The organism is Serratia entomophila, assembly GCF_021462285.1.
Taxonomy (GTDB): Bacteria; Pseudomonadota; Gammaproteobacteria; order Enterobacterales; family Enterobacteriaceae; genus Serratia; species Serratia entomophila.
In genome coordinates this window covers 2,591,162-2,615,702 of the sequence record NZ_CP082787.1, presented here as the reverse complement: position 1 = coordinate 2,615,702, position 24,541 = coordinate 2,591,162, and the positions used below count along the sequence as shown (strand labels likewise).

At 59.0% G+C, this 24,541-nt stretch carries 24 protein-coding genes; 10 read left to right on the top strand and 14 right to left on the bottom strand.

From position 1 onward, the window contains the following. Positions 1–455 precede the first annotated feature (455 nt). Positions 456–1,985 (top strand): Re/Si-specific NAD(P)(+) transhydrogenase subunit alpha, encoded by a 1,530-nt coding sequence (gene pntA / locus KHA73_RS12765; RefSeq protein ID WP_234584691.1) that lies wholly within the window; start codon positions 456–458, stop codon positions 1,983–1,985. A 10-nt stretch (positions 1,986–1,995) separates the two neighbouring features. Beyond that, positions 1,996–3,390 (top strand): Re/Si-specific NAD(P)(+) transhydrogenase subunit beta, encoded by a 1,395-nt coding sequence (gene pntB, locus KHA73_RS12760; RefSeq protein ID WP_234584690.1) that lies wholly within the window; start codon positions 1,996–1,998, stop codon positions 3,388–3,390. Between the two features lie 57 nt (positions 3,391–3,447). Here the strand turns inward: pntB and uspE are convergent, their stop codons facing one another. Together uspE and KHA73_RS12750 are read right to left on the bottom strand one after the other, a co-directional pair. Further along, complete coding sequence (uspE, locus tag KHA73_RS12755) at positions 3,448–4,410, bottom strand: universal stress protein UspE (protein WP_234584689.1); 963 nt, start codon at positions 4,408–4,410, stop codon at positions 3,448–3,450. A 125-nt stretch (positions 4,411–4,535) separates the two neighbouring features. Then, on the bottom strand, positions 4,536–5,300 hold the full coding sequence (locus KHA73_RS12750; protein WP_234584688.1) for an FNR family transcription factor: 765 nt from the start codon (positions 5,298–5,300) through the stop codon (positions 4,536–4,538). Between the two features lie 381 nt (positions 5,301–5,681). On the opposite strand from KHA73_RS12750, the gene KHA73_RS12745 reads away from it, so the two are divergent. Together KHA73_RS12745 and KHA73_RS12740 are read left to right on the top strand one after the other, a co-directional pair. After that, positions 5,682–6,026: a hypothetical protein gene (locus KHA73_RS12745; RefSeq protein WP_234584686.1), complete on the top strand. Its 345-nt coding sequence runs from the start codon at positions 5,682–5,684 to the stop codon at positions 6,024–6,026. Between the two features lie 17 nt (positions 6,027–6,043). After that, positions 6,044–6,574, top strand: a complete 531-nt coding sequence (locus KHA73_RS12740) for a glycine zipper family protein (protein ID WP_234584684.1) — start codon at positions 6,044–6,046, stop codon at positions 6,572–6,574. Here the strand turns inward: KHA73_RS12740 and KHA73_RS12735 are convergent. The 3 genes from KHA73_RS12735 to dalD are packed head-to-tail and all read right to left on the bottom strand — an operon-like array spanning position 6,568 to position 10,778. After that, complete coding sequence (locus tag KHA73_RS12735; RefSeq protein ID WP_234584683.1) at positions 6,568–7,860, bottom strand: MFS transporter; 1,293 nt, start codon at positions 7,858–7,860, stop codon at positions 6,568–6,570. The genes KHA73_RS12740 and KHA73_RS12735 overlap by 7 nt on opposite strands. A gap of 42 nt (positions 7,861–7,902) precedes the next feature. Continuing rightward, the gene (gene xylB, locus KHA73_RS12730) at positions 7,903–9,375 is read right to left on the bottom strand and encodes a xylulokinase (protein ID WP_234584682.1); all 1,473 of its coding nucleotides are present in this window, start codon (positions 9,373–9,375) and stop codon (positions 7,903–7,905) included. Positions 9,376–9,389: 14 nt separating this feature from the next. Continuing rightward, positions 9,390–10,778 carry a D-arabinitol 4-dehydrogenase gene (dalD, locus tag KHA73_RS12725; protein ID WP_234584681.1) on the bottom strand — a complete coding sequence of 463 codons (1,389 nt, stop codon included), beginning with the start codon at positions 10,776–10,778 and terminating at the stop codon, positions 9,390–9,392. Positions 10,779–10,964: 186 nt separating this feature from the next. Between dalD and KHA73_RS12720 the strand changes: the two genes are divergently transcribed. Further along, on the top strand, positions 10,965–11,912 hold the full coding sequence (locus tag KHA73_RS12720) for a sugar-binding transcriptional regulator (RefSeq protein WP_234584680.1): 948 nt from the start codon (positions 10,965–10,967) through the stop codon (positions 11,910–11,912). Here the strand turns inward: KHA73_RS12720 and ogt are convergent. Further along, positions 11,909–12,433, bottom strand: a complete 525-nt coding sequence (ogt, locus tag KHA73_RS12715; RefSeq protein WP_234584679.1) for a methylated-DNA--[protein]-cysteine S-methyltransferase — start codon at positions 12,431–12,433, stop codon at positions 11,909–11,911. The genes KHA73_RS12720 and ogt overlap by 4 nt on opposite strands. Before the next feature lie 198 nt (positions 12,434–12,631). Further along, positions 12,632–12,943, bottom strand: coding sequence for a hypothetical protein (locus tag KHA73_RS12710; RefSeq protein ID WP_234584678.1), 312 nt, complete (start codon positions 12,941–12,943; stop codon positions 12,632–12,634). Between the two features lie 545 nt (positions 12,944–13,488). Here KHA73_RS12710 and KHA73_RS12705 point away from each other — a divergent pair. The 3 genes from KHA73_RS12705 to KHA73_RS12695 all read left to right on the top strand — a co-directional run bounded on the left by KHA73_RS12705 (position 13,489) and on the right by KHA73_RS12695 (position 16,862). Beyond that, complete coding sequence (locus KHA73_RS12705; RefSeq protein WP_234584677.1) at positions 13,489–15,213, top strand: lysophospholipid acyltransferase family protein; 1,725 nt, start codon at positions 13,489–13,491, stop codon at positions 15,211–15,213. A gap of 80 nt (positions 15,214–15,293) precedes the next feature. Further along, positions 15,294–16,076 carry an N-formylglutamate amidohydrolase gene (locus KHA73_RS12700; protein ID WP_234584676.1) on the top strand — a complete coding sequence of 261 codons (783 nt, stop codon included), beginning with the start codon at positions 15,294–15,296 and terminating at the stop codon, positions 16,074–16,076. A gap of 72 nt (positions 16,077–16,148) precedes the next feature. Further along, positions 16,149–16,862 (top strand): flagellar brake protein, encoded by a 714-nt coding sequence (locus KHA73_RS12695; protein ID WP_234584675.1) that lies wholly within the window; start codon positions 16,149–16,151, stop codon positions 16,860–16,862. A gap of 39 nt (positions 16,863–16,901) precedes the next feature. On the opposite strand, the gene KHA73_RS12690 is transcribed toward KHA73_RS12695, so the two are convergent. Further along, positions 16,902–17,741 (bottom strand): PfkB family carbohydrate kinase, encoded by an 840-nt coding sequence (locus KHA73_RS12690; RefSeq protein ID WP_234584674.1) that lies wholly within the window; start codon positions 17,739–17,741, stop codon positions 16,902–16,904. Positions 17,742–17,910: 169 nt separating this feature from the next. Beyond that, the gene (locus KHA73_RS12685; RefSeq protein ID WP_234584673.1) at positions 17,911–18,897 is read right to left on the bottom strand and encodes an LLM class flavin-dependent oxidoreductase; all 987 of its coding nucleotides are present in this window, start codon (positions 18,895–18,897) and stop codon (positions 17,911–17,913) included. A gap of 399 nt (positions 18,898–19,296) precedes the next feature. Between KHA73_RS12685 and KHA73_RS12680 the strand changes: the two genes are divergently transcribed. Continuing rightward, entirely contained in the window at positions 19,297–20,388 is a 1,092-nt protein-coding gene (locus tag KHA73_RS12680; protein ID WP_234584672.1) for a Zn-dependent alcohol dehydrogenase, read from the top strand. A 39-nt stretch (positions 20,389–20,427) separates the two neighbouring features. On the opposite strand, the gene pbpG is transcribed toward KHA73_RS12680, so the two are convergent. The 3 genes from pbpG to KHA73_RS12665 all read right to left on the bottom strand — a co-directional run bounded on the left by pbpG (position 20,428) and on the right by KHA73_RS12665 (position 22,264). Beyond that, positions 20,428–21,243 (bottom strand): D-alanyl-D-alanine endopeptidase, encoded by an 816-nt coding sequence (pbpG, locus tag KHA73_RS12675; protein ID WP_234584671.1) that lies wholly within the window; start codon positions 21,241–21,243, stop codon positions 20,428–20,430. Positions 21,244–21,491: 248 nt separating this feature from the next. Then, entirely contained in the window at positions 21,492–21,803 is a 312-nt protein-coding gene (locus tag KHA73_RS12670; RefSeq protein WP_234584670.1) for a DUF1493 family protein, read from the bottom strand. Next, positions 21,800–22,264, bottom strand: coding sequence for an STM2901 family protein (locus tag KHA73_RS12665; protein ID WP_234584669.1), 465 nt, complete (start codon positions 22,262–22,264; stop codon positions 21,800–21,802). Before KHA73_RS12665 ends, KHA73_RS12670 begins: the two co-directional genes overlap by 4 nt. Before the next feature lie 318 nt (positions 22,265–22,582). On the opposite strand from KHA73_RS12665, the gene KHA73_RS12660 reads away from it, so the two are divergent. Then, positions 22,583–23,611 (top strand): transporter, encoded by a 1,029-nt coding sequence (locus KHA73_RS12660; protein ID WP_234584668.1) that lies wholly within the window; start codon positions 22,583–22,585, stop codon positions 23,609–23,611. Here the strand turns inward: KHA73_RS12660 and KHA73_RS12655 are convergent, their stop codons facing one another. Together KHA73_RS12655 and KHA73_RS12650 are read right to left on the bottom strand one after the other, a co-directional pair. Then, positions 23,612–24,145, bottom strand: a complete 534-nt coding sequence (locus KHA73_RS12655) for an SRPBCC family protein (protein WP_234584666.1) — start codon at positions 24,143–24,145, stop codon at positions 23,612–23,614. 3 nt (positions 24,146–24,148) lie between these two features. Beyond that, entirely contained in the window at positions 24,149–24,496 is a 348-nt protein-coding gene (locus tag KHA73_RS12650) for an ArsR/SmtB family transcription factor (protein ID WP_234584665.1), read from the bottom strand. Positions 24,497–24,541: the final 45 nt, after the last annotated feature.

The window sequence follows — 24,541 nt, the reverse complement described above, 5'->3', positions numbered from 1 at the left end:
CCCAGAAACTGTCTCAGCATTTTATGTTATCCCCCACGACAAATCGCCTGAAGAAATGCTCAACGCAGCGACGGCGTAACCAGCATAAGTTTCAATAATAAAGGCTTTGATGTCATTAGTGTTAATTATTCACAATTTTCTAACTTTTATGCTCATCGGCCGCACCAGGCCGGAAAGCGACAAAGTGCCTGGCAAGACAATGCGGCGGCGAAATTGATGTTACATATGGATTTTTTCACTGAAAATTGCGTTTTGTCATATCGCCGCCTGAGTTTTTATGTAAAAACAGGGTTGAATGCGTAAGCAATTATGGATCATCGGTTATATTTTCAGTAGGTTATAGATGGCGCCTGGAATTAGGGCGGACAGGCATAAGAAAAACCTTGTCCGCCGGCGCTGGTGCTATGGGCAGGAAGATAATAAACATCATCCATGACAGGTGAGAAGGGAACATTATGCGTATTGGTGTACCAAGAGAACGGTTGGCCAATGAAGCCCGGGTTGCAGCAACGCCGAAAACGGTGGAGCAGCTGCTCAAACTGGGCTTTACCGTCGCGATTGAAAGCGGGGCGGGTAAACTGGCTAGTTTTGACGATGCCGCTTATGAAGCCGCTGGGGCAACGATCGCCGACGCCGCCGAGGTCTGGCAGTCGGATCTGATTTTAAAAGTCAACGCGCCGCAGGACGACGAGATCGGGTTAATGCGCGAGGGCAGCACGCTGGTCAGCTTTATTTGGCCGGCGCAAAACCCCGAGCTGATGCAAAAGCTGGCGGCGCGCAACGTCACCGCACTGGCGATGGACTCGGTGCCGCGCATCTCCCGCGCCCAGTCGATGGACGCGCTGAGTTCGATGGCCAACATCGCCGGTTACCGGGCAATCGTTGAGGCCGCGCATGAATTCGGCCGCTTCTTTACCGGCCAGATCACCGCCGCCGGCAAGGTGCCGCCCGCCAAAGTGATGATCATTGGCGCCGGCGTGGCCGGCCTGGCGGCAATCGGCGCCGCCGGCAGCCTGGGCGCCATCGTGCGCGCCTTCGACACGCGTCCGGAAGTGAAAGAACAGGTGCAAAGCATGGGCGCCGAGTTCCTTGAGCTGGACTTCGAGGAAGAGGCGGGCAGCGGCGACGGCTACGCCAAAGTGATGTCCGAAGCCTTTATCAAGGCGGAAATGGCGCTGTTTGCCGCCCAGGCGGCCGAGGTGGACATTATTGTCACTACCGCGCTGATACCGGGCAAACCGGCGCCGAAGTTGATCACCAAAGAGATGGTGGCGGCGATGAAGCCGGGCAGCGTGATCGTCGATCTGGCGGCGCAAACCGGCGGCAACTGTGAACTGACCGTGGCCGATCGCGTCACCGTTACCGACAACGGCGTGAAGATCATCGGTTATACCGATCTGCCAAGCCGCCTGCCGACCCAGTCTTCCCAGCTTTACGGCACCAACCTGGTCAACCTGCTGAAGCTGCTGTCGAAAGAGAAGAATGGCGACATCGATATCGACTTCGACGACACGGTGATCCGCGGCGTGACCGTGGTGCGCAGCGGCGAAGTCACCTGGCCGGCGCCGCCGATCCAGGTCTCTGCGCAGCCGAAGCAGGCGGCAGCCGCCGCGCCGGTCGCCAAACCTGCGGCCAAACCGGTATCCCCGTGGTTGAAATACGGGCCGATCGCGTTGGCGATTATCCTGTTCGGCTGGCTGGCGGATGCGGCGCCGAAAGAGTTCCTGTCTCACTTTACCGTGTTCGCGTTGGCCTGCGTGGTGGGTTACTACGTGGTGTGGAACGTCAGCCATGCATTGCATACCCCGTTGATGTCGGTGACCAATGCGATCTCAGGAATTATCGTGGTCGGTGCCTTACTGCAGATTGGCCACGGCGGTTGGGTGAGTTTCCTCTCCTTTATCGCCGTACTGATCGCCAGCATCAACATTTTTGGTGGGTTCACCGTCACTCAGCGCATGCTGAAGATGTTCCGCAAGAACTAAGGGGTAGCAAATGTCTGGAGGATTAGTTACAGCTGCATACATTGTTGCCGCTATTCTGTTTATTTTCAGCCTGGCGGGTCTGTCGCGCCACGAGACCTCAAAGCAGGGCAACCTGTTCGGCGTCGCCGGCATGGCGATCGCGCTGATCGCCACCATCCTGGGGCCGGATTCCGGCAACGTCGGCTGGATCATTATCGCCATGATCATCGGCGGTTCGATCGGCGTTTATCTGGCCAAAAAGGTCGAAATGACCGAGATGCCGGAGCTGGTGGCGGTGCTGCACAGCTTTGTGGGCCTGGCTGCGGTGCTGGTGGGGTTCAACAGTTACCTGGACCACGGCGCGCCGATGGAGCCGGTGATGGAAAATATCCATCTGACCGAAGTATTCCTCGGCATCTTTATCGGTGCGGTGACCTTCACCGGATCGATCGTCGCCTTCGGCAAGCTGCGCGGCATTATTTCGTCCAAACCGCTGACGCTGCCGAACCGCCACAAGCTGAATCTGGCGGCGCTGGTGGTGTCCTTCCTGCTGTTGGTGGCGTTCGTACGCGCCGACAGCCTAGGTTGGCAGGTGGTGGCGCTGCTGCTGATGACGGCGATTGCGCTGGCGTTCGGCTGGCACCTGGTGGCGTCGATCGGCGGCGCCGATATGCCGGTAGTGGTGTCGATGCTCAACTCCTACTCGGGTTGGGCGGCGGCGGCGGCGGGCTTTATGCTGAGCAACGATCTGCTGATTGTCACCGGTGCGCTGGTCGGCTCTTCGGGCGCGATTCTGTCCTATATCATGTGCAAGGCGATGAACCGTTCGTTTATCAGCGTGATTGCGGGCGGCTTCGGCACCGACGGTTCTTCCACCGGTAACGCCGAAGAGATGGGCGAATACCGTGAAACCACCGCAGAAGAGGTGGCTGAGCAGTTGAAGAACTCCACTTCGGTGATCATCACCCCAGGTTACGGCATGGCGGTGGCGCAGGCGCAGTACCCGGTGGCGGAGATCACCGAGAAACTGCGCGCGCGCGGCATCAAGGTGCGTTTCGGCATTCACCCGGTCGCCGGGCGGTTGCCGGGCCATATGAACGTGCTGCTGGCGGAGGCCAAAGTGCCGTATGACGTGGTGCTGGAGATGGACGAAATCAACGATGACTTCGCGGATACCGACACCGTGCTGGTGATTGGCGCCAACGACACGGTGAACCCGGCTGCGCTGGAAGATCCGCGCAGCCCGATCGCCGGCATGCCGGTGCTGGAAGTGTGGAAAGCGCAGAACGTGATCGCTTTCAAGCGTTCAATGAATACCGGCTATGCCGGGGTGCAGAACCCGCTGTTCTTTAAAGAGAACACCCAGATGCTGTTTGGCGATGCCAAAGAGAGTGTGGAAGCGATCCTGCGCGCGCTGCAACAGTAACGCGGCAGCAAAATGAAAACACGGGCCGTTTGGCCCGTGTTTTTTTATGCGCGCAGCTTAATCTTCGTCGTCGTGTTCGTCGTCTTCATCCGCCTCGATCGGGCAGTTGAAGTTCTCCGGTTTAATCACCAGCAGGTCGCATTTCAGATGGTCGATCACATGTTCCGCGGTGTTGCCGATAAAGGCGGCGGAGATGCCGGTGCGGCCGAGCGTTCCCAACACCACCACGCCCGCCTGCAGGTGTTCGGCCAGGTCCGGGATCACCTCTTCGGGCAGGCCTTTTTCGACGTGGGTAAACTCTTCTTTGATGCAGAATTTTTGCCTGAGCGCCTTCATGGCGATCAGATGCTGGCCGCGAATGGCGTCGTTATAAACGCTGGGGTCAAAGTCGGGCAGTTCGATGGCGATATTGATTGGGGTAACGGGATAGGCGCCCACCAGGTGCACTTCGGTTTGGTTGACGTTTTCCGCCAGTTCGACGGTTTCCTGCACCAGTTTGATATTGAGCGGGTCGTGATAAGGCTCTTCGCTGGCCAGGTTGACCGCCACCAGCGCTTTGCCGCCTTCCGGCCAGGGTTGATCCTTGACCATCCACACCGGGCAAGGGCACTTGCGCAGCAGATGCCAGTCGGTGGGGGTGAAAATGACGGATTCCAGCCGGTCGTGCTGGTGCGCCATTTTCAGTAGCAGATCGTGTTGGCTGCTCAGCACTTCTTGAATAATGGCCTCGAAGGGGCGGTTATGCCAGACCACTTTGATTTCAATAGGTACGCCTTCGTCGAGATAAAAACGACATTGCTCGTTGATCCATGCGGCGCGTTGGCTGATCACGCCTTGCCGCATCGCCGTACGTTCGTCCGGTGAGAGCAGGGTCGTCATCTCGTAAGAGAAGTCATAGATAGGAAGGAAGGCCTTGATGCGCCCGCCGTTCCGCTTTACCAGGTACACCGCCCGGCGCAGCGCCGGCTGATCGTCCTGATTGGGGTCAATAGCCACCAGAAGATTCTGATACTTCGCCATAGGGCCTCCTTACAGCTGAAATCAACAGTCTGTCAATTTACAGAGTAACCCAACATTGAAAAACAGAACAGCAACAGAAGCGTGTCGGATCAACAATTTCGGCGAATTGCTGATCCGATGGGGGATCAGGCGTTAACCGTCACGTTGATGCGCGGCGTGCCGGCCAGCACCGACAGCGCGTCGGCGTTTTCGATGGTGATGTATTTGCCTTTTACGCTGAGGATCTCGCTTTTCTGGAAGCGGCCCAGCAGGCGGCTGATGGTTTCTACCGTCAGGCCGAGGTAGTTGCCGATATCGCCGCGAGTCATGGTCAGGCGGAACTCGCGCGGTGAGAATCCGCGTTCCGCGAAGCGGCGCGACAGGTTGTATACGAAGGCCGCCAGACGTTCTTCGGCATTTTTCTTCGACAGCAGCAAGATCATGTCCTGATCGCCCTTAATCTCGCCGCTCATCAGGCGCATGATTTGTTGGCGCAGGTTAGGCATTTTTCCCGACAGATCGTCCAGGGTTTCGAACGGGATCTCGCACACCATCGCGGTCTCCAGCGCCTGTGCAAAGCTGGGGTGCTTCAGGCCGCCGATGGCGTCGAAGCCCACCAGGTCGCCCGCCAGATGGAAGCCGGTGATCTGCTCATCGCCTTGTTCGGTGATGGTATAGCTCTTGATGGTCCCGGAGCGGATTGCGTACAGCGACTTCAGTTCGTCGCCGGCCTTGAACAGGGTCTGGCCTTTCTGAATCGGCTTTTTCCTTTCGATAATGTTGTCGAGCTGGTCCAGCTCGTGGGCATTAAGGGTAAAAGGAATGCACAGTTGGCTGATGCTGCAGTCCTGACAATGGATCGCACAACCACCAGACTGAATACGACGAATCACGCGTTTTTCCGGGATCATAGATTACGCTCATTCAATAATTGATATGTGTCAATTTTAACATCTTTTGCCGCAGGTGATAAGGGTAGCATTAACAAGATCAGGGATATTCTGTGCGAATTTTGCGCACACAAGCCGGGTGTTGTTCTGTATGGGACTGAAGTCATTAAATTTATTTGCCACTTACGCTGGCCGCTAAAATGCGCCGAAAGTGGCTGACGCGCATTATCGGCGGCCTGTACGCGCTTATGGCGGCCCGAGATTTTTAAGCCGCATGAATCAATCAAGATTTGACACATTTGTTGGCGAAAGCTTGTCGCATTCATCCCAATCGCCGCCGTAAAGTCGCCCGGGGCCGGCGCTATGCTGCATGACAAAGAGGATCATATTCAGGAGCAGATGATGAAAAAGCTCATACTGTTGATGGCGGCGGCAGGGGTGCTGATGTCGGCCAGCGCGGCGTCTTTTGCCCACGGTTACTACGGCCACGGCTATTATGGCCACGGCTATTATGGGCATGGTTACTACGGCCCTCGGGTGGTGATTGGCATTCCGTGGGGGCCGCCGCCGGTTTATTACGCGCCGCCGCCGGTGGTTTATGTCACGCCGCCACCTCCGCAAACCTATATAGAGAAGGCGCCGAATTACGCCTATTACTGTCGCCGCCCGGCGGGTTATTACCCGCAGGTGGCGCGCTGCCCCGACGGGTGGATGAAAGTTGTTCCAGACAGCCCGGTTTCCCGGTAATGGCAAGGTGGCGTGCGATGAAACCCTTTTTGGCTTTTCCGCCGTTGGCGCTGGCAGCGCTGTTGTCCGGCTGCGTCTCCCCGCCTTCCGGGCCGGACGTGACCGCCTTGCCCGGCACCGGCAAGAGTTACGAACAATTTAACCGCGACGAGGCGCAGTGCCGCAGCTATGCGCAAGGCAGCATCGGCGGCGGCGCCCAAACCGCCGCCAATAATGCGGCGGGCACGGCGGCGGCAGGCACCCTGGTGGGCGCGGCCGCCGGGGCGTTAATGGGGGCCGCATCCGGCCATGCCGGGCCGGGTGCGCTGGTCGGGGCGGGCGGCGGCCTGCTGGTGGGCAGCGCGCTGGCCAATAATTCCTCGTCGCGCAGCAGTGAGGACCTGCAGGACAGCTACGACAGGGTTTACACCCAGTGCATGTACGCCAAAGGCAACAAGGTGCCGGTGGCCTACGGCGATGACGCGCCGCAGGGCTCCCCGGTGCCGCCGGATTATTACCCGCAGGCGGCAGGCAGCGGCGTGCCGCCCGATTATTACCCCGGTCAGTGACCGGCATCCCTGAGCAGCGCGTTTGCCGCCGGGCCCGGCTGAGATAATCGGCCGTGCCCCGGTTGTTCCACCTTGACCAGCAGCGTCAGCACCGCCGCCACCAGATAGAGCGCGGTATATACCCACACCACGCCGACGATGTCGAAAAATGGCAGCACCAGCGAAGCGATCGCCGGGGCGACGAAGTTGCTCAACCCGGCGGACAGGTTATAGATAGAGACCGCCGCGCCCTTGTGATTGGGCTCCAATACCGGGAATACCGCCGTCATCGGCACGAAGGCCGCCACCGTGATGCCCAACATCACCGCAGGAATCAATGCCGCCCAGAAGTTATGGCCGAAGTAGAGCGGCAGATAGTAAAACGCCAGGCTGGACAGCGCACAGCCGATGCAGCCAAACCAGCGGACCTGCCGCATCCAGCCTATCTTTTCGCCCAAAATGCCCCACATTACGTTGGTGAAAATGGTGACGAAGAAAAATACCGCCCAGATTTGCAGCCACTCCGACATGCTGAACCCGAGGCGGCCGACGAACAGCATCGGCATGATCACGGCGAATCCGAACAGCGACAGCGTGTTGATGATACGGATCAGGCAAGACAGGAAAATATTGCGATTGGTGAACAGAATGGTGACCGCGCGCGACAGCTCCTTCAGCTTCTCTTTGGTCGTCAGATCGGCTTTGCCGCCGGCGACGCCGACGTTGCGCAGCAGCGCCAGCGCCATCAGGCCGCCGGTCAGCACCCAGACGATGGCGAACCACAGCGTGCCGGTTTCGCCAATCAGCGGAATGGTGAAGCTTGGCAGATAGCTGCCGACGCAGCCGATGCCGATCGAGTACATCGCCCAGAACCAGCCCATTGCCGAAGAAAGCTGATGTTTCGGCACGTTCTGCACCACCAGCATCACGAAGGAGTAGATAAAGAGCGGGTAGGCCAGGCCGCGCACGCCGTAGAACAGCAGCATCAACGGATAGTTTTTCATGCCGAGCCCGAACAGCATAAACAGCGCATGCATCACCACCCACAAAATAAAGCCGATACGCATCGCTTTCTGCGGCGTAATGATCTCTGCCACCACGCCGGAACTCCAGGCGGCGAGCGCGGCGGCCAGCCCGTAAAGGGTAAACACCAGCGCCGACTGCGTGGGCGAGAAGCCCATATCGGTGATGTGCTTGGACAAAAAGGCCATTTCAAAGCCGTCGCCGCTCATAAATACGGCGATGGCGATATAACCCCACAGCAGGTTCATCGGCAGTCCGAACCAGTGCTTGTGCGTTTGTTGCATAGCGAGCTCCTGGGCCGGCCTCGGCCGGCGGGTGTAGGGTGTTTATTGATGCAGCGCCTGGCGCAGCGCGAGCTGCTGTTGATAGAGCCGCCGATAGGTGTCCAACCGTTGATTGAGCATCGGCTGCACGGCGCCGTCCGGCAGGTAACGCCGTTCAACCGGCGGCCGACGGCACACCTCGGCCTCGGCGCCGCCGTCCGCCAGCTGGCCCAGCCGCGCCGCGCCCAGGGCGCCGCCGGCTTCGCCGCCCGGGTGAGTCACGATCGGCACATTGAGCGCGTCCGCCATCAGCTGCGCCCAACGTTCGCTGCGGGCGCCGCCGCCAATCAGCGAACATTGATCCAGCCGGGTGCCTGCCTGTTGCATGACCGCCAGCCCATCCGCCATGCCGAACGCCACGCCCTCCAGCACGGCATAACCGAGCGCCGCCCGGCCGTGGGCGTGATTCAGACAGTGAAACGCGCCGCTGGCCTGCGGATCGTTGTGCGGCGTGCGTTCGCCGGAAAGGTAGGGCAGAAACAGCGGCGCCTGGCGTTGTTCGGCCTGATTCAGCTGGGCGATCTCCGCCAACAGTTGGATCTCGCTGCAGCCGGCCAGTTGGCAGAACCAACGCAGCGCGCTGGCGGCGGTCAGCATCACGCTCATTTGGTGCCAACGGTTGGGCAGCGTATGGCAGAACGCATGCAGCGCCGAATGCGGGTTGGGCCGGAAGCGATCGTTGACGGCGAACAGCACGCCCGAGGTACCGAGCGAGATAAAGGCGTCGCCGGGATTGACCGCGCCGATGCCGACCGCGCTGGCGGCGTTGTCGCCGCCGCCGGCGGCGATGATCACGTTGCGGCTCAGCCCCCAGGCGCGGGCGATGTCGCCTTTTAATAGTCCGGCCACCCGGCTGCCTTCTTCCAGCCGCGGCATCTGATCGCGCGTCAGGCCGCAGGCGGCCAGCAGGCCGTCAGACCAGTCGCGCTGCGCCACGTCCAGCCACAGGGTGCCGGCGGCGTCGGACATATCGGAAATTTTCTCGCCGCTCATCATCCAGCGCAGGTAATCCTTCGGCAGCAGCACGCAGGCGGTTTGAGCGAAAATCTCCGGCTCATGGCGCGCCACCCACAGCAGTTTGGGGGCGGTAAAACCGGGCATCGCCAGGTTGCCGGCGACGGCGTGCAGGCTGGGGGCGCTGCGTGTCAGCTGCAGGCACTGCTCCGCGCTGCGGCCGTCGTTCCACAAGATCGCCGGGCGCAGCACCCGGTTATCGCCGCCCAGCAGCACCGCGCCGTGCATCTGGCCGGACAGCCCGATGGCGCGGATCTGCGGCCAATAGTGCGGGATTTTGGCGCGCAGCTGAGCGATCGCGCTCTGCGTGGCCCGCCACCAGTCGGCGGGCTCCTGTTCCGCCCAGTGGGGATGCGGGCGCTGCACGGCCAATGCTTCACCGGCGCTGGCCAGCGGCGTTCCCCGTTCGTCCATCACCAGCGCCTTGATTTCCGACGTGCCCAGATCTATTCCCAGATACATATGCGCGCTCTCCGTTATTCGCCCAGCCAGCGGTTGACCTGCGTGACGGCCTGTCGCAGCAGTTGGGCAAACTCGGCGTCGTGCCCCAGCGCGCCGAACAGCGTGGCATCGGCGGCATAGGCGGCGAGCGGATCGTCCGTTGCGAACAGCCGGTGCGCCGCCGGCGCATCCAGCATGCCGTCCTGATAGTCATAAGGCAGGCGGCCCTGGTGCCAGCGCAGCAGGAACACAAAGAACAGCGCCGGCAGCATAAGGGTGGCCCGTGGCCTTTCGCCGCGCTGGGCGCATTCGAGCAGCGTAGGAACGATAAACCCGGGGATTTTAGAGAAACCGTCGGCGGCCACGCGCTGGTTGGTGTCGCGGATATCGGGGTTGCCAAAGCGTTCCAATACGCGATCGCGGTAATCGGCCAGATCGATCGGGCTGGGCGTCAAACAGGGGATAACGTCCTGGGTGACGTAGTCGTAGGCCATTTGGCGAATGGCGTCGGTAAGGGTGCTTTCATGAATGAAGCGTTGGCCGATCAGCGTGCCGGCCCAGGCGATGCAGCTGTGGCTGGCGTTGAGGATGCGAATTTTCGCTTCTTCATAGGGCAACACCGATGCAACCAGTTCGACGCCAACCTGTTCCAGCGCCGGACGACCGGCGGCGAAATCATCCTCGATCACCCATTGAATGAAGGACTCGGCCATCACCGGCGCCCGATCCTCAATGCCGGTGGCCTCGGCGACGCGTATCGCCACCTCTGGAGAAGGACGCGGCGTGATGCGATCCACCATGGTGTTGGGGCAGCGGGTACGGCGTTCGAGCCAGTCAATCAGCGCATCCTCATGGCGCAGTTGAAGAAATTGCATCAGCCCATGGCGAAAACGATCGCCATTGTGCCGCAGGTTATCGCAGTTCAGTAGAGTGACAGGGTCACCATTAAGCTGCATTCTGCGCTGCAGTATCTGCGCCACTGCGCCATAAATAGTGCGGCAACCGCCGCGCAGGTCGGCCTGGATATCGGCATTCTGCCGATCAAGATTGAACTGATTATCCAGATAATATCCGGCCTCGGTGACGGTGAAGGAGATCACCCGGGTTTCCGGCCGCGCGCCTTCGGCGGTTAACGCCGCCAGCTCCGCATCCCAGGGGATGATTTTCTGAATGGAGGTAATGGTTTCATACCGCCGCTCCCCCTGCGGCGTCACCGTTTCCAGCACATATTCACCGCGTTGCGCCGCCAGAGCGTCCAACAGCGGGGTGGCGTCATCGCGAATATTGGCCAGGGCGATAGACCAACGACGATCGCCGCTAGCCATCAGGCGGTGCAGGTACCAGGCCTGGTGCGCCCGGTGGAATGAACCCGCGCCGATGTGCAGCCAAACGGACGGGGCGATAGAGGGTGTGGCATGTGGCATAGAAAGGCTCTCCGTGTTTTGAGCAAAAGCCCATTAAGTGGGTAAATGCCCTTTTGATGCGGACAGCCTAAACAAACTTTTGCCCATTAAATGGGCTTTAGCTCACAAAAGCATAAATTGCCGCCCCTGCAGTGGGCGGCGAGCGGTAAAATGACGCCATATAGAGTCATGGCGGGCGGAAAACCGATGAGCAAACACGACAAGAAATTGGATCAGGCGGCGCGCGCTGCCTGGATGTATTACGTGGCAGGGCAAACCCAGCACCAGATTGCCGAGGCGCTCGGCGTTTCGCGGCAGGTGGCGCAGCGGCTGGTGGCCTGCGCCATCGACAATGGGCTGATTAGCGTCAGCATCGCGCATCCGGTGGGGCGTTGCATGGAACTTGCCGCCCAGCTCAGTGCGCGTTATGGGCTGGAACTGTGCCAGGTAGTGCCCAGCCAGGGTATGGACACCCAGGGCATCAACCGTGCGGTGGCGGTGGCCGGCGCCGAAGTCATGGCGCAGTTTATTCGCAGCGAAGAACCGTTGATCGTTGGCGTAGGTTCAGGGCGCAGCCTGAAGGCGGCGATTGATGAGCTGGCGGAAATCCAGCGGCCGCAGCACAGCTGCGTGTCATTGATTGGCGCTATCGCCGCGGACGGCTCCTGTACCCGCTACGATGTGCCGTTGTGGATGGCGGAAAAAACCCAGGGCCGCTATTTCATTTTGCCGGCGCCGCTGTTCGCCGACAGCGAACAGGATCGCGCCCTGTGGTGCAATCACCGCATTTACCGCACGGTGAGCGAAAAAGCCAGCCAGGCGGACGTGACTTTTATCGGCGTCGGTACCATTGGTGAACAGTGCCCACTGCATCAGGACGGTTTCATTTCGTTGGCGGACGTGGCGCGGCTCACGGCTGCCAACGCCGTGGCGGAAATGCTGGGGCACTTTATCGACGGCGAAGGGCGGCGAGTCATCAACGATCTGGACCGCCGCCTGACCAGCGTCGAGCTGCGGCAGCAGCCGGAGAAGCCGGTGATTGCGCTGGCCGGCGGGCCGGAGAAACATCGCGCCATTCGCGCCGCGCTCGCCGGCCGTTGGATCAACGGGCTGGTGACCGACGAAGGCAGCGCGCTGGCGCTGCTGGCGGATTAAAGCAGGTCTTTCTGCAGATAGCCTTCATGCTGCAGCAACCACTGCTTGCGCTGCACGCCCCCGGCGTAGCCGGTCAGCGCGCCCTGCGAGCCGATCACCCGGTGGCAGGGGACCACGATGCTGATGGGGTTCGAACCGTTGGCCATGCCGACCGCGCGTGAGGCGGTCGGGCGGCCAATGCGTTTGGCCAGTTCGCCGTAGGTCAGGATTTCGCCGCAGGGAATTTGGCGCAGCTGTTGCCACACGATGCGTTGAAATTCGGTGCCGGCGGTCATCACCGGCAGGGTGTCAATCACCGCCAGTTCACCGGAAAAATAGCGCTGCATGGCTTCGGTCAGGCCGCCGGGGTTACGCTGTTCGCGCAGTTGAAAATGGTTCGCTCGGTAATGGCTATTCAGTAGCTTCATCAGCCGCGCTTGGTGATCGGTCCAGTCGATAGCGCGCAGGCGATCCTGCTCATCGGCAATCAGCACCAGTTCGCCCACCGGCGTAGCCATACGATCAAGTAAAAAGGTCTGCATCTGGATCACTCCTCGGGTTTGATAGGGCGATTATTGCATGAAATTCGCTGCAGGGATGGCGGATTTCGGACATGCAGATGGGCAACCTGGGGTTGCCCGACCCTAAACCCTGATGCGGCAAAATCATCAGTTAAACTTATGCATAACCCGAGGCATTTACCCTTGCCTATTATTACGCCGTAAATTAACTCTTTCTGGTTATTTATAGCTGATAATGACGCGCTTCATGTTTGGGTTATTATTAACCTCTTCACTGGTTACGCTGGAAACCAATTCAAAGGGCATCGCCTCTAATGGTCTGGAGACGTAGCCGCTGTTATTATCCGTGAGCTTGTCGAAGCAATTGGAGAGCAACCGATCGGCCTGGCGGCTGATGGCGCAGGCCGGGGCGGTAATGCTCCCGGTAAAGTGAAGAGTGCCTGAGGCTAAGGGGCTGCCGGTGGTTTTCGCCGCCTGCAAGGTGAAAGAAGTGGATGCCAATATGCCTAACGCTATGAGGTAAAATTTCATGCGCGGTTCCTCTTAAAATAAACGTGCAGCCAAGTAACAAAAAAATAAAAAATAAACCGGCAAAAATATAATGTTCCGCGATCCATGATGAAAAAATTGAGCAATGTTCTTACTGAAATTTGCCTGTGAATTTGATAGTAGGGACGGCCTGAGGCCAATACTATGACCTAGATCATAGTGAAGTCCGGTTAATGGGTGTTTTGGCGGCGAGGGCGGTGCGGTGTGATCTCTGTCACAGGGGCGGATTTTTCCGCCACGACTTCTTTCATCGCCAATTTGCCGGGAACAATATATTGGCGTGGCTCCTTGGCCTCGGGGTGTTGTGAAAATTCATTTTTCTTCGGCGGGTCGAAAGCGGCGGACGCACCTATCACGGCGCAGGCGTTTCACTGTTTTTATTCTCCGCTGTTGTGAGCGACGCCCCCATTCTCGATAAATTTGCTATACCTGATAGTCGATGGATTTCATTTTTTTGTCATGTAAATGACATGTTAGAGTCATGGCTCTGGCTTAAGTTTGCAGCGACTACGTCAGGAGATAACGCGATGTTCAGCCTGGATTCTCTGTTGCAAGATGCATTTCCACACCGCAATACCCCTGCCTGGCAGCGTAGCCTGCTAAGAAGCATTCTCTTCGAAAAAGAATTCAAACAGTTCGCCGCCGATTATCCCCATTTGAAAGGGCTGGACCTGATCGAACAGGTGGTGGAGCATTTCAACCTCAGCTGCGAGCTGGTGGACGGTGACCTGGAAAACATTCCCAGCCAGGGGCCGGTGGTGCTGGTGGCCAACCACCCGATCGGCTCGCTGGACGGGCTGGTGCTGCTGCGCGCCGTCGCCGCGGTGCGGCCGGATGTCAAAGTGGTTGCCAGCCAACTGCTGAGCTATATCGAACCGCTGCGCAGCCTGTTTGTGCCGGTGGACAATATGGCGAACAAAACCAGCCGCAAGCAGATTGAAGGCATGCAGCGCCAGCTGGATAACCAGGGGGCGTTGATCCTGTTCCCGGCCGGTGAAGTATCGCGCATGAGCCCGAAAGGCATCCGCGACGGCCACTGGCATACCGGTTTCCTGCGCCTGGCGGCCAAGGCGCGTGCGCCTATCGTGCCAATCCACATCAGCGCGCGTAACAGTAACCTGTTCTATTTCACCTCGCTGGTTTACCGGCCGTTGTCGACGCTGCTGTTGGTGCGTGAAATGTTTCAGCAGCAGGGCGGCCATATCAAGATCCGCATCGGCGGCCGTGTTCCGTTTGCCAACTGGCACGACGGCCACACCAGTGCCAAGGATCTGGCCGAGCGTTTTCGCCGCCACGTCTATCGTCTTGGCCAGGGCAAGGCAGGGTTGTTCGCCAGTGAATCGCCAATTGCGCTGCCGGAAGATCGCCTGGAGCTGAAGAAGGCGCTGGGGAACTGCGAACGGCTGGGGATGACGCCGGACGGCAAAACCATTTTCCTCTATCGTCGGCAAGACGAGGCGCGCACGCCTATCCTGCGCGAACTGGGCCGCTTGCGTGAGATAGCCTTCCGGGCGGTGGGGGAAGGCTCCGGCCGCCGCCGCGATCTGGACAGTTATGACGACGATTATTATCACCTGGTGCTGTGGGATGAAGAAGAGCTGGAAATCGTCGGCGCTTACCGCTTTATTCCCACCGCAGAGCAGCTTGAGCGCAAGGGGCTGGAAAGCATTTACAGCAACAGCCTGTTCCACTATGACCGCGACATGGAGCCGATTCTGGCGCAGGGCATCGAGCTGGGGCGCAGCTTTATCCAGCCAGCCTACTGGGGTAAACGCGGTCTGGACTACCTGTGGCTGGGCATTGGCGCCTATCTGGCGAAATACCCGCAGTATCGCTATCTGTTCGGGCCGGTGTCGATTTCCGGCGGTATGCCGCTGGCGGCGCGCGACCTGCTGATCGCCTTTTACCGGCTCTATTTCTCGCCGGACCAGGCGTTTGCGCAGTCGCGCCAGCCGTATCCGGCGTCGTTGCCGCAGGTGCTGGCGCAGTTTGCCGGAGACAACTACCAAGAGGATCTGGTGCGGCTGAAAAGCCTGCTGAGCAACATCGGCTGTTCGATCCCGACGCTGTACAAGCAGTACACCGAGCTGTGCGAGCCGGGCGGCGTGCAGTTTATCGATTTCGGCACCGATCCGGCGTTCAACAACTGTATTGACGGTCTGGTGCTGGTGGATACCACACGCCTCAAACCGGCGCGCTATCAACGATATATTGCGGTGCACCAACGGCAACAGGAAGCGGACATAGCGTAATTTAAAACTTTTTGATCTTGGGCCCGGCGGTGAGATAGCGTTACGATAAGCGCTTTGTCATTCAGCCGCCGGAGCTTTTCATGCCTCAGTCATTTATCCCGCCGTTGTTATTCGCCGATGAGCCGCCTGCGGCAGTGATTGAAACCCCGCAGGGTGCCGCGCCTTTCGTGCTGTTGTGCGATCATGCCGGCCAGGCGATACCGCGGCGCTTGGGCGATCTGGGCCTGCCTTCAGGTGAAATAGACCGTCACATCGGCTGGGACATCGGCGCGTTGAGCGTTTCTCGTCTTCTGAGCCGCCATTTGGACGCTACTCTGATACATCAGCGCTACTCGCGCCTGGTAATCGACTGCAACCGCACGCCGGGCATCGCCAGTTCGATTCCCCGTCTTTCCGAACTGACGTCGATCCCCGGCAATATCGACATTGAGGCTGAACAGGCGTTGGCCCGCGAGCGCGAAATTTTTCTGCCGTACCATCGCGCCATCGACTCTCACCTTGGCGAGCGCCAAATGCGCGCGCGGCCGACGGCGATCGTTGCCATGCACAGCTTCACGCCGGTATTCAAAGGCGATGCGCGGCCCTGGCCGGTGGGGTTGCTGTTCAACCGCCATCCGGCGTTCGCCCATCTGCTGGCCGAACTGCTGCAGGAAGAAGGGGATCTGCAGGTCGGCATCAACCAGCCCTATGCCATGACCGACGCGACCGATTACACTTTGCCGGTGCATGCCGAGCGCCGCGAATTGCCTTATGTCGGCATCGAGATCCGCCAGGATCTGATCGCCGACGAGCAGGGCCAGCAGGCATGGGCGAAACGCCTGGCGCGCCTGCTTCCGCAGGCCTGGCGGCGCTGGCAAATTTGACTTTAGGAATATTCCCAGAGATGATAACCCTAGGATTTTTTGGGCCCTCATTGGAATAGTCAGGAGAGACGTGTGGAGCACAGCGATAACGGGCTGTTTATTAAACGTGAACGTTTTGAAGTTCTGGCGATTTTACGCGAGGTGTGCAAACAGCGCACGCCGCTGCGGGTAGAAAGCCAGCAGCAACGGTTTCAGAGTCTGTTATTGAGCGTCGGGCCGGACACTATAGTTTTTAGCGGTGAAGAAAGCGAAGCGCCGCTCGACGGTGAATTGACCATTATCATTGAGAGCCATGACGCCAAGATTGAGTTTTCGGTCTGGCAGCCGCAGCAGGGCGATGAGCAGGGCGTAGTGACTTATTCAACCCGGCTGCCGCTGGAGTTGATTTACATCCAACGTCGCCGCCAGTTCCGCATTACGACGCCGCACTGGCGCCAGTTTTTGTGCACCGGCGAATACCCGGATGGGACGCCCTACGAGCTGAGGATCCACGATCTCTCCGCCGGCGGCGTCGGCTTGCGCATCGACGGCCCGGTGCCGGAATTTTTCCAACCCGGTCTGTTGCTGAAAAAGGCGCAGCTGGATCTCGGCAGCTACGGCAGTTTCAAGGTCAACATGGAACTGGTGGTGGTTAACGACGATCAGGAAGTGGACGATAACGAGCAGGTGGTGCATTTTTCGCGCCTGTCGTGCCGTTTCCTCAATCTTGGGTTGGCGATGGAAAGAAAAATCCAGAGCGCGGTGTTCGCCTTCGAACTGGATTTCAACAAGAAGAAAAAGCGCTGAATGCCCCTGGGGCAGCTTACTGCCCCAGGATTTACCCTCTCATTTCAACGCGCGCAGGCTGCCAATCTCTTCCCAGCCAAAATGCGCCGCCTCAGCCAACACCCCGCACACCTCTTCGCTTGCGGTAACTATGGCGTCATTCAGGCTTTCGCCCAGCAGCAGATGGCTGACCAACAGTGCGGTGAACATGTCGCCGGTGCCTTTGACCGCAGAGGCGATTTTCGGATGGCGATAGCTTTGCACCCTGCCGCGGCTCACCAGCAGCAATCCCACCTCATCGTCGTTTTCCGCCACCCCCGGCGCGCTGGTGACCAGCACCCATTCGGTGGTGTCGTTCAATAGTGCCCGCGCGGCCTGCTCGGCGTGCTCCTGGGTGGTCAGGCTGCGCCCACACAGCTGCTCCAGTTCGAAGCCGTTTGGCGTCAGGCCGTTAGCCAACTGCAGGAAGGGGGAGCGATAGCAGTCGACGATGCGCTTATCGACATAAATCCCTTCGCCGTAATCGCCCATCACCGGATCGATATAGATCTTTATCTGCGGATTGAGAGCGCGAACGCGCTGCAGCCAATCGGCCAGAATATGGCACTGCACCACACCGCCCAGATAGCCGACGATCACCGCCCGGGTGTGGTTCATCACTCCGCGGGCGATCAGGTCGTCCAGAAAGCCGCCAAACCATTCGCCGCTAATCGCCCCGCCGTGCGGCGGGCCGTAATAGGGCGGGCAACCGAACAGCACGCTGGGCACCTGCAGCGCTTCCATCCCCTTTTTCAGCAGGGTGCGGTAAGCGATGCCGTTGCCGACGCTGCCGTACACCACCTGAGATTGAATGCTGATGACGTCGAATGGCGGCGGACGCCGCTGAGAAGCCTGTTGCATGGGTTACATCCTTTGCTCGTTTTATCCAGCCAGAGAACATCCCCCATTGTTGCCTCTCTTTGGCTTTGGGGCAAGGCGTCAGCTGATGGCTGATTTGCGCGGTGGAGCGAGCAGGGAGGCGGGTTGTGCAGCGACTGGCCGACGCTCTCAGCGCCGGCGCAGCGGTGAATCAGGCCGGAGCCAGGCTTTCCTGCGCCAGCAGTTGCAGAGAGGCCTGGCGGGCGACCGGTTCGCTCACCGGGGTGTCGATGACGAACTCTTCCACGCCGTATCGCCGTTGCAGCTGTTCCAACTGCTGACGCACCTGCGGCGCAGTGCCCAGCAGAATATGGCTTTCACGTGGTTCGATGCGGTAGTCGCCGGCGCCGGCCTGTTGAACATAGCTTTCCGCCTGTTCCAGGCTGCCGACGGTGACGCTTTGTCCACCGGCGACGTGCACCCGGTATTGGCGGATCCCCGCCGCCAGCGCGTTGGCCTGTTCCGCGCTGTCGGCAACAATCACCGCCACCGCCAGCAGCGCCTTGCGGCCGCCGCTTTGCGCCGAATAATGCGTCAGCGCGCGTTGAATATCCTGCGGGTTGCCGTTGAGATGCGCGGCGAACACAAAGGCCCAGCCGTGTTCTGCGGCCAACTGGGCGCTTTCCTGGCTGGCGCCCAGCAAGAAACGCTGGGCAGGCTGCGGCGGCAGCGGCGTAGCGCTCAGGCCCGGCTGCGCATCGTCATGCAGATGCGCGGTGAGCTGTGCCAACTGTTGGGCAAAGTCCGGTTTGCGCTGCCGATCGTGGGCGGCCTGCAGCGCCTGGGTAGACAGCGGCAGGCCGCCCGGCGCTTTGCCCACGCCAAGATCGACGCGTCCAGGCGCCAGCGCCGCCAGCAGGTTGAAGTTCTCCGCCACCTTATAGGCGCTATAGTGCTGCAGCATCACGCCGCCGGAGCCGATGCGGATGCGCGAAGTCTGCCCCAGCAGGTAGGCTATCAGTATCTCCGGCGACGGGCAGGCGAGCTGGGGGGTATTGTGATGCTCCGCCAGCCAAAAACGCCGATAGCCCCAGCTCTCTGCCTGCTGCGCCAGCCGCAGCGTGCGCGCCAGCGCCTGAGCGGCGCTTTCTCCTTCGGCAATAGGGCTCTTTTCCAACACGCTCAGCGCATACGCCATTTTCCTGCTCCTTTATCATCAGTTATCCATGACAAATACCATGCGTGGCCTCGCCGGTTTAATATTGATTGGCGATAGGATATTCCATTGATAAAAAACGGATTTAGATATGCACACGGCGGTTAAGGCCGCACAGGATGGGAGCGAGGCGGCGGGGTCATGCGTGAAGTAAAACCCTACAAAATAAAATGATAACTATCAAATGAATAGCAATATAAGCATTTTTTGTTGCCAATTTGTTAAATTTAATCGTTTTACTGGTGCGGAAGGCCTTCACCTTGGCTTGAGTATCAGCATGGATATTGTCGTTCTTGCCAGTGAGGTGGCTGGTCTTCTCCAGACTGTACCCAACCCGCGATCGTGCGTTGGGTGGCAAATCATGGCTTAAGGAGTTACGCAATGAAAGCTGCCGTACTGAATGCGAGTAACGGAATATTTGACGTTGAAGATATCCAAATAGATCAACCCAAAGGGCGTGAAGTCTTGGTGGAGGTCAAAGCCTCCGGCCTGTGCCATTCGGATCTGCACATGGCCGAAAGCGATTTTGGCGTGCCGCTGCCGGCGGTGTTCGGCCATGAGCTGGCCGGCGTGGTCAAAGGCATCGGGCCCGACGTGCGTGAGTTTAACATTGGCGACCATGTGGTCGGTTCGTTGATCCAATATTGCGGCCACTGCGAGGCCTGCATCTCCGGGCGCACCTACCAGTGCGAACACCCTGAAGAAACGCTGCGCGATGCGGCGCAGGGGCAGCGGCTGAGCCGGGACGGGCAGGCGGTGACGCCGGTATTCGGCACCTCGGCTTTTGCCGAATATTCGCTGGTGCACGAAAACCAGCTGGTCAAAGTGCCCGATGCCTTGCCCTTCCCGCAGGCGGCGATTCTGGGTTGCGGCTGCGTTACCGGCGCAGGAGCGGCGATCAATACCGCCAACGTCAAGCCCGGCGATACGGTTGCGGTTATCGGCGTCGGCGGCGTGGGGCTGAATGTTATCTCCGGTGCGCGTCTGGCCGGCGCCAGCCGCATTATCGCCATTGATATGCAGCCTGCCAAAGAGGCCCTGGCGCGCAAATTCGGCGCCACCGACTTTATCGATGCCGGCGCGGGGAACGCGGTGGAACGGGTGCAACAGTTGACGGAGGGCGGCGTCGATCACGCCTTTGAAGTGATTGGCCTCAAGGCCACCTCGGAACAGGCGATAAAAATGGCCCGCAAGGGCGGTGGGGCATTTTTGATTGGGGTCCACAAGCCGGGTTCGAGCATCAGCGTGGACGTGCTGGGCGATTTACTGCTCAATCAGGTGACCGTTAAAGGGGTTTATATGGGATCGACCAACATCAAGCACGATATTCCCATGTACGCCGATTTATACCTGCAGGGGCGCTTTAATCTTGACGATTTGATCTCCAAAGAGATCAACATTGCCCAGATCAACGAGGCCTATGAGGAGCTGAAGACCGGTAAGATAGCCCGCAGCATCATCACTTCGTTCTGACCGACCGGAGACGGCGCGCCCGTCTCCGACATGTCGTATTCAAGACTCCAGCCAGGCCTTCAGGCGAATGGCGTCGCTGTAGTGACCGTAGCGCTGCTGCGCGCCGAGCAGGACGATCACCACCGGCTGGCCTTTAATCAGCGTGCGCACCGCCAGGCAATGGCCGGCTTCGTCGGTAAAGCCGGTTTTCTGCAGCTGAATTTTCCAGGCAGGGTTATTGATCAACCCGTTAGAGCTGCGATACACCAGTTGGCCGCGGCCGGGGCGGACAATCTGCTGTTTGTCGATGCTGAAGCGGCGAATAGTCTGATAGCGGTAGGCATGGTTCACCATCTGCAGCAGATCTCGGGCGCTGGCGACGTTGCGCGGCGTCAGCCCGGTCGGATCGTAGAAACGCGTGCGTTTCATGCCGATGGCGCGCGCCTTCTGGTTCATCTTCGCCACAAAGGCTTTGCGGCCGCCGGGATAGTTGCGGCTTAGCGCCGAAGCGGCGCGGTTTTCCGAGGACATCAGCGCGATGTGCAGCATATCGCGGCGGCTCAGCGTGGAACCTATGGTCAGGCGCGAATGGGTTTTCTTCAGCAGGTCGCGGTCGGCGGGGGTTACCCTCAGCTTGCCGCCCAACGGGCGTTTGGCGTCGAGAGCGACCATCGCGGTCATCAGCTTGGTCAGCGAAGCGATGGGCAGCGCGCGGTTGGCTTGTTTCTGATACAGGATTTTGCCGGTGCGCTGATTGACCACCAGCGCGGCCTTGGAATTCAGCACCAGCGGCGCGGCGGCGTGGGCCTGAGACAGGGCGGCCAACAGGCCGAGGAACAGCACGAGAACACGAGAGAAAGGTTTAGATAAAAACATGGCGACCGCAATAATGACTCTAAGTGATTAATAAATATAAACAAGAGTCTGAGCAGCAAATGTGGAGAAAATAGGGGGATGATCCTGCAATCTGTTAACAGGCGTTACAGCAACCCTGTTGCCGCAGGGTTCGGCTGAGCGAGGGGGCGGTTGCCCGCCCCCGTGCGGCACTCAATAGACTTCCGGCACCGGGCTGCGGCTGTATTCGGGGCTGCGCTTGCGCGGCGGGATGGTCGGCAACTGCCGGCCTAATACAGCCAGCGGCCAACCTTGGCGGATTCGATAAGCATACGGACTGTAATTGATTCTAAAGGTTTGTCAGGCTTAGGTGACCCTAGGTACTCCGGGTTGAAATATCGGTCAATACTGAACTGCTCAGGGGCAATTTTCCACGTATCGAAATAATAAGTAAAAAGTTCCTCAGCATCCTCATAAATTATTTTAAGGTCACGGCGGAGATCCGTTTCTAAGGTAACTGGTAACAAGGGGCCAAAAAAAAGAAATTTTTTGTGGCTGTATTTTCTTTGGATGTACGCCAAAATTTCATGTTCGGTATTCAAAAGTGTGTCCACGCGATTCGATGTTCAGATCTTGCGACGCGGTTATATGTTTCTTTAACATCGCGGCTTATGGCATGAACTGTGTATGCCGCCATTGCATAACCAATCCACGGAATGTTTCTCCCGATAGCTGTTCTTACCTTGTTTGTATAGCTAACGTGCAAGTCTTTTAAGGAGCGTCCGACAAGCGTAGGTATAACAACGCCGGGCGGTAAGTGTATATCAGGGATTAACCTTCTTGATACAACGGAGGCTATAGACGTCCCTTTGGTCGCGGGGGATGGCTTTCCTCTTGTTCCCAAGAATGGGTAGCCCGCCAAAATCATAGCTGATGCGGAAATTTCTAAACCTGCATGCTGGCTGAATGCATCAACCCAGACAAGCCAGAATAGCTGCTGGGGATTTAAGTTACTGTAACCTTTGTAGAAATACGTTCCGCCTAACTCTTCAACCGTATCCATAACTTTCCTTGTCAATTGGCAGCGTTCTAACATAACGGACGTCAGGGAATGTTTCAATGCTCGACCCCTGTGGTAGTCTGAACAAAAATCACACTTTGGTGTTCTGGATATGGAAATCGATGAGGAATGCTCAAGTTGGTGCAGCGGTAATCGACCTGATTATTGAACGTGTGCTGGCTATTGCCTGCAAAGTATTCTGAATTAATGTGACTTTTTTATGACGCTAATATTAATCATCGGGAACGGTGAAAATAATTAACGTTGGCGGATAAAGATTGCTATAAAGGCGAGGTCCGGTTTCTCAGGGTAGTAATATTTATGGCGCAGACGCTTGCGGAAAAAATGCACAAGCTTGATTTCGACGACGAAGTGACCGGCCTGATCTACGGCCATGTCTTCCGCCAGGGCGAGCCGCCGCAGCGGCTGACGTCGCAGCAGGCCTGCCAGGCCTATCAGACGCTGCCGCCCGGCGAGGGATTTATCTGGCTGCACCTCAATCTCAACCACGCCGCGGCGGAAAAGTGGCTGAGAAACCATTTCGCCATTTCCGATTTCTTCTTTGACGAAATTCGTCACGGTTCGCACACCACGCGCATTGAGCGGCAGGGTGACGATCTGTTCGCGGTGCTCAACGACGTGATTTTCCATCCCAAAGAGAACAACCCCGAAACCGCAACGCTGTGGCTGTACTGCTGCAGCGGGCTGGTGGTGACGGTGCGGCATAAGCCGCTGCGCCTGATCGAACGGCTGCTCGGCCGGCTGGGGCCGCTGCAGCTGGCGTCCTCGACCGAACTGCTGGCGCATTTGCTGGAGGAACAGGAGGAGGTGCTGGAGCAGGTGGTGCGCCAGGCCAACCACTATGTCGATACCATTGAAGATCGCCTGTTGAGCAACCACGTCAAGCGCAATCGCACCGAACTGGGGCGCATGCGCCGCATGCTGCTGCGTTTCCAACGGCTGTTGGCGCCGGAGCCGGCGGCGCTGTTCCGCTTGTTGAACCGCCCGCCGAACTGGCTGAGCCGCGAGGTGGTGCAGGATCTGCGCCAGTTCACCGAGGAGTTCACCGTCGTGTTGAACGATCTCGCCAGCCTGACCGAACGCATCCGGCTGCTGCAGGAGGAAATCGGCGCCAAGCAGATGGAGCAGAACAACCGCACGCTGTACACCCTGACGGTGATCACCGTGCTGGCGCTGCCGATCAACATCGTCGCCGGTTTTTTTGGTATGAACGTCGGGGGGATCCCGCTGGCCAGCAATCACCACGGCTTTATTCTGCTGGTGTTGCTGGTCGGCAGTTTTACGCTGATCGCCGGTTATCTGGCATTCAGGCGCAGGGACGAAGGCTGATCACAGCCTGACGCGATACTCCTCTTCCAGCCTGGTGAGGGTGTTCCAGAACGGCCGTGGCTGGCGGTCATGCAGCCGGTCCACCAGAATATCCAGATGCGTGTGCCAGCCGCCGGCCACGCTGAGCATTTCGTCGCGGTTGGCCAACCGGCGGTGGGTCACCGTCAGCAGCACCGCCGAGCCTTGCTCGGTCAGTTCGAAAGTGACTTCGGAAGGGCGGCCCTGATCCTGTTCCGCCCAGGTAAAGCTCAGCACGCGCGGCGGGAAAAGGCAGGTAATGTGGCCGCGGTTGCTGACGCAGCCGCCGTGCTGTTTGTATTTGGCCGGCGGCTGTTCGTGTTCGCCCGCCAGCTCGGAATTGTGGAAACTCAGCTCCAGCGGCGCGCCGCTCTCCAGCGTCATCTCACCGGCCGCCAGCCAGGTAGCGCGTTTGTCGGATTCGGTCAGGTAAGCCCAGACCCGTTCGATCGGGCCGGGCAGCAGCCGCTGGATGCGCAGCGTGCCGGGTTCGATAATCATGCCGTAATCATTCATGGTTCACTCCTTGGGAGGATGCCGTTCGGCCTGCCGCAGCGCCAGTTCCAGCGCGTCCAGCCGTTCAGTCCAGAAATGTTCATAGGTTTGCAGCCATTGCATGGCCTGCGCCATCGGCTCGGCTTCGAGCCGGCAAATATGGTTTCTTCCCTGCACGGTTCGCTGCACCAGGCCCGCATGTTCCAGTGCTTTAACGTGCTTGGAGGCGCCGGCGAACGACATCTGCAACGGCGCGGCCAGTTCGCCGATGCTGCGTTCGCCGTCGGCCAGCGCGTGCAGCATGGAGCGCCGGGTCGGATCGGACAACGCGTGAAAAATGGCGTCCAGCTGAGAGGAAGATAATTTAACCATATGGTTGAATATAGAACAGGCAGGCTAATATTCAACCGTTTCGTT